The organism is Cupriavidus sp. UME77 (assembly GCF_014170355.1).
Lineage (GTDB): Bacteria > Pseudomonadota > Gammaproteobacteria > Burkholderiales > Burkholderiaceae > Cupriavidus > Cupriavidus basilensis.
The window spans coordinates 1-3,853 of record NZ_LZZU01000026.1 but is presented as its reverse complement, the minus strand read 5'-3'; the positions used below and the strand labels follow the sequence as shown (position 1 = coordinate 3,853).

General features: G+C 58.3%; 5 protein-coding genes. 2 read left to right on the top strand and 3 right to left on the bottom strand.

What is annotated here, in order from left to right; genetic code table 11:
* Nucleotides 1-332, bottom strand: a 332-nt coding sequence (locus A9975_RS10985) for a transposase (protein WP_183032717.1), incomplete at its 3' end; no start/stop codon positions are given.
* Between the two features lie 99 nt (nt 333-431).
* Nucleotides 432-1,268, bottom strand: a complete 837-nt coding sequence (locus tag A9975_RS10980) for a glycoside hydrolase family 75 protein (protein WP_183032716.1) — start codon at nt 1,266-1,268, stop codon at nt 432-434.
* Nucleotides 1,269-1,598: 330 nt separating this feature from the next.
* On the opposite strand from A9975_RS10980, the gene A9975_RS10975 reads away from it, so the two are divergent.
* Complete coding sequence (locus A9975_RS10975; protein ID WP_183032715.1) at nt 1,599-2,522, top strand: hypothetical protein; 924 nt, start codon at nt 1,599-1,601, stop codon at nt 2,520-2,522.
* 529 nt (nt 2,523-3,051) lie between these two features.
* Entirely contained in the window at nt 3,052-3,429 is a 378-nt protein-coding gene (locus A9975_RS10970) for a PDDEXK nuclease domain-containing protein (RefSeq protein ID WP_220810703.1), read from the top strand.
* A 217-nt stretch (nt 3,430-3,646) separates the two neighbouring features.
* Here A9975_RS10970 and A9975_RS10965 read toward each other — a convergent pair.
* Nucleotides 3,647-3,853: IS3 family transposase (locus A9975_RS10965; protein ID WP_183032714.1), on the bottom strand; the 207-nt coding region annotated here is incomplete at its 5' end.

Sequence of the window (3,853 nt, the reverse complement as noted above, 5' to 3'; positions counted from 1 at the left end):
TGTCGTTCGAGCAGATGCCGAAAGCGCAGGATGCTAACGCGGTCAGGCAGGCGGCTCATGCCGCCCAGGCCAGCGAATTCGCGGTACAGCGGCGTGTCATACAACGCTTCTTCCATCGCCACATCGCTCAGACCAAACCATTGCTGCATCAGGTGAATACGCAGCATCGCTGCGAGGGGAAACGGCCGGCGGCCCGTTGCCTTGGTCGGGGCGTGCGGCGCAATCAGCGTCAGAAACTCATCCCAAGGCACCGCGCGCTCCATCTCATCGAGAAACACACGCTTGCGCGTGCGGCGGTTGCTCAGGTCCAGGCCAAGGTCAGTTTGTTTCATGCACTTATTGTCGCTGGAAAACCCCGCCATGAGCGCCCGGTCTGCGGCGAGTTTTGAACACCGTCCCTAGGCCCGTATAACAATTGAACGCGACGGGTGCTATTGGCTTGGTGTGGCGTTGTCTGCCAGGAATTTTTGCACCCGCACTTGCCCGTGCAGAGCTGCCATCTGTCGGGCATTTTGGGCCGTCAGGCCCTCGGGCTTCGAATTCGGAAAGATGACATAGGTCACTCCGCTAGGAGTGCTTATGCCTTCACCGTACCGTCCGCGCAGCCCCGGACATGGCTTTCGATTCTCTCGGCACTGGTTGCTTCCCAGATCTTCGTGCGCAGCCATGGAGATCTCGCCAAAACGAAAGTACGGCCCCGTATCGCCAACAATGGCAAAAGAGCAGTGGTCGCCTTTGATGACGATGGCAAGATCACCCTGGGCAACGTTCGTTCGCGCATTCAAGTGCGGGCCTTCCAGTGCCCCGGGCATCACGATGAAGGGCGTTGCCTCAGCGTCTAGGCTTCGGCCATTGAGAAGACTGGTTTCCTTTTGTGATGAGCGCGGCCTATTCGGGCTGCGGGCGAGTGGGGACCCGTCAGCGTCGACGCCCGCTTTGGCCGTCACAATCAACGTTTTGTCCGGCAACACAAGCAGTCGGTCGACGCGGTTCTTGTCCGTACTACACTTGCGGCCGCTAGGCAGACTCTGACCATTAAACGAATCCCTTTTGTCACATTCGCGGAAGGCTTCGCGAAAAGTCACACGGCCGCCAGGCTCTACCGATACCTCCTTGCCCTGTAATAGATCGAGGGAGCGGACGCCTTGTGCGATCTGCTGGCAGGTCAGCGCGGGAGCCTCGGCACGCGCCAGGGCGGAGCCGACAATCAGGAAGCCGAGAAAGGCAGGGATGTAAAGTATCCGGTGGCCAAACCGACTTTCATGCATGTCCCGCCTTCCATAAAGTGTTGCGCGAGTGTTGATCGTACTTTGCCAAAAGAGGAACGACACCCCTCCTAACGGATGGATGCAACCTGCTGCATCGTTGCAATGGCGCAAAGTACGATGGCCAGGCTGCGGACGAAACGCAGAAGGGGCGGTGGTGCTGGGAGGACGCCAGGAACGCGGCCCCCGCTCCCTGAAGCAATCTTGTGCCGGTGCGGACTGCGGGGCCGTCGCATGCCCACTTCCCCACCTCTGGGGGGGGAAGATCAATCTCGAAGAGTGTTAGCCTCAGGGGAAAAATCTCATGCTACGTCTTTGATCACCGGAGGCCCGATGCATTTATGCATTCAGACCAGTAGAAAATTGGTATGTCTTCCGATGATGGTGGGCGTCATCGCGGGATGTAGTCCCTATAAGCCGATGGCCACGCCCGCTGATAATGTGACGTACGAGAGTTACCTCAACCAAGTTAAGACCAGAGCGGCTGAATACGAGGGCTGGGCGCAGCAGCAAGACCATTCGGTGTTTAACCGCAACGCAACCGTCGTCGCGTTCGCTGTCGCGGGCGCCGCAGTAGGCGTGTTTTCTCATGGGGCAGCACGTGGAAACTGGTTAGCTGGTCTCGGGATTGCTGCGGGCGGTGCAACAGCGTTGTGGGACGCGAGTAATCCAGAAAGTCGCCGCAAGGCCTATTTCGCAGGCGCTGCGGCGACGCAATGCCTCTACGACGCCGGCAGACCATTGAGCAGCAGTGTTGATCCCGGATGGCCGGCAGCAATTCAGAAGCAGAAAGTCACCCGAACTAGTATCACTACACTCACGGATGACATCGACGGGCTGCTGGTGAGCGTGGCTGGCAAGTCGATGGATAGCGATCAAGCAGCCATCGTGAATATGGCAAACGCCACGGCGAAGCAAGCCAAGGACGTCCTGAGGAATCTCAATCAAGATATCTCTGACTGGAATGATCGCCTTGATATTCTCCACGGCCTCATGACAACGATTGATCGTGCCGTGGCCACGGCATCAACGATCAAAGTCATCAACGCATCGAGTGCGCAGTCCGCAGTGAACCAACCGCTCATCCCAGCGGTTGTCGGAGGGACTCCGAATAACGTCGCAGAGGCCGACACGCCCTTCGACAAGCTCAAGAGGAGCTCGAATGATCTGGCGCGATTGATCATTGAGGTAGGCAGTGTGAATTCCGTCTCAAGTCGCGTGGCAGTAATGAGTGCCTGTCCTGGCGAAATGCGGTAGGAGCGCTCTACGGACGACCAACCGGCATTGGATGCCAAAGGCGGTGCCCAGCGCACGGAACGAGTGTGCATTGGGGGGGCAACTTCGCGTAAGTTCGACGCGTGTGATTTTTTCGTCGCACTCCACTTGCACTGCCCGCCCAGCCAAGGACGAAGGAGGTTCAATGGCTTTGAACGCGACTAGCAAGCTGCGCCAGAAGGTCATGGCGATTGCAAAAGCGCGGCATCGCCGTGGTGCTATAGCGGATCGACCCGTCCGTATCCCGCACCGAATCCCCGGCGCGACCTTGCACGCAAGTGTGCGGCCCGCTGCTGTCACGAAGTAGATCTTTCGCCGCGCGACACTACGCCGCCACACGACAAACCGCCGGAAGGCGGTTTTCCTTTGCCTGGCGGCGACGCGATGCGCGCCGCCGCCCAGCCGAAGCCACGTCAGGCCTGCAGCCACGTGAGCCCGGTGAACTGGGGGAAGAGCGGGCTTCTGGCGCGCATGAGTTGGCCAGCTAGGCTGGCGGCGATGCCCAAATGAGATGACCCGTCTCAAACCAAATGGGAAACAGACCGCTTTCGAATCAATGACTTGGGCAGTCCTGTATTTGCTCTTCTTCCACCGAGGGCTCAATTGCCTTGTAGCGATTGAATTGAAGGTCGGCCGTTTCGAACCGGAGTATATGGGAAAGCTGAGCTTTTACCTGGAGGCGCTGGACCGGGACGTGAAGAAGTCACATGAGCGGCCGGCAATCGGTGTATTGCTCTGCGCGAGCAAGGACGACGAAGTGGTTGAATATGCTCTCAGTCGTAGCCTGTCGCCAGCGTTGATTGCCGAATATCAGACTCAGTTGCCTGACAAGGCCCTCTTGCAGGCCAAGCTGCATGAGTTCTACCAACAGGATTTGCCTTCAGTGTGAGTGGTGGAATGTCCAATATGCCGGACCAGCCGCCAGACCTGTGAGCTTTCCCAAGCCGTACAGAGGCGCTTTGAGGAATTGCCGGGATTCGCAAAAAGTCGGCCGCGCCGATCGACATCATTTTAGGATTTTAGGTGCACAGATTGGAGGAAGCCGCGGAGCCGGATCCTGCATGGTTGAGGTTCCCCTTGTTTTTCGCCTTCCAAGGGTAAGGGAGTCAAGCCGCCATGTCCCGTGGGTGTTCCCAGTCCCGGAGGTACTGGGCCGGGGACACATAGCCGAGCGTGGAGTGTCGGCGGCTCCGATTGTAAAAGATCTCGATGTAGTCAAAGAGATCGTCTTTGGCTTGCTCGTGCGTGGCGTAGCGCTGGCCATGCACCCGCTCGTTTTTCAGACTGTTGAAGAAGCTCTCGCTCGGGGCATT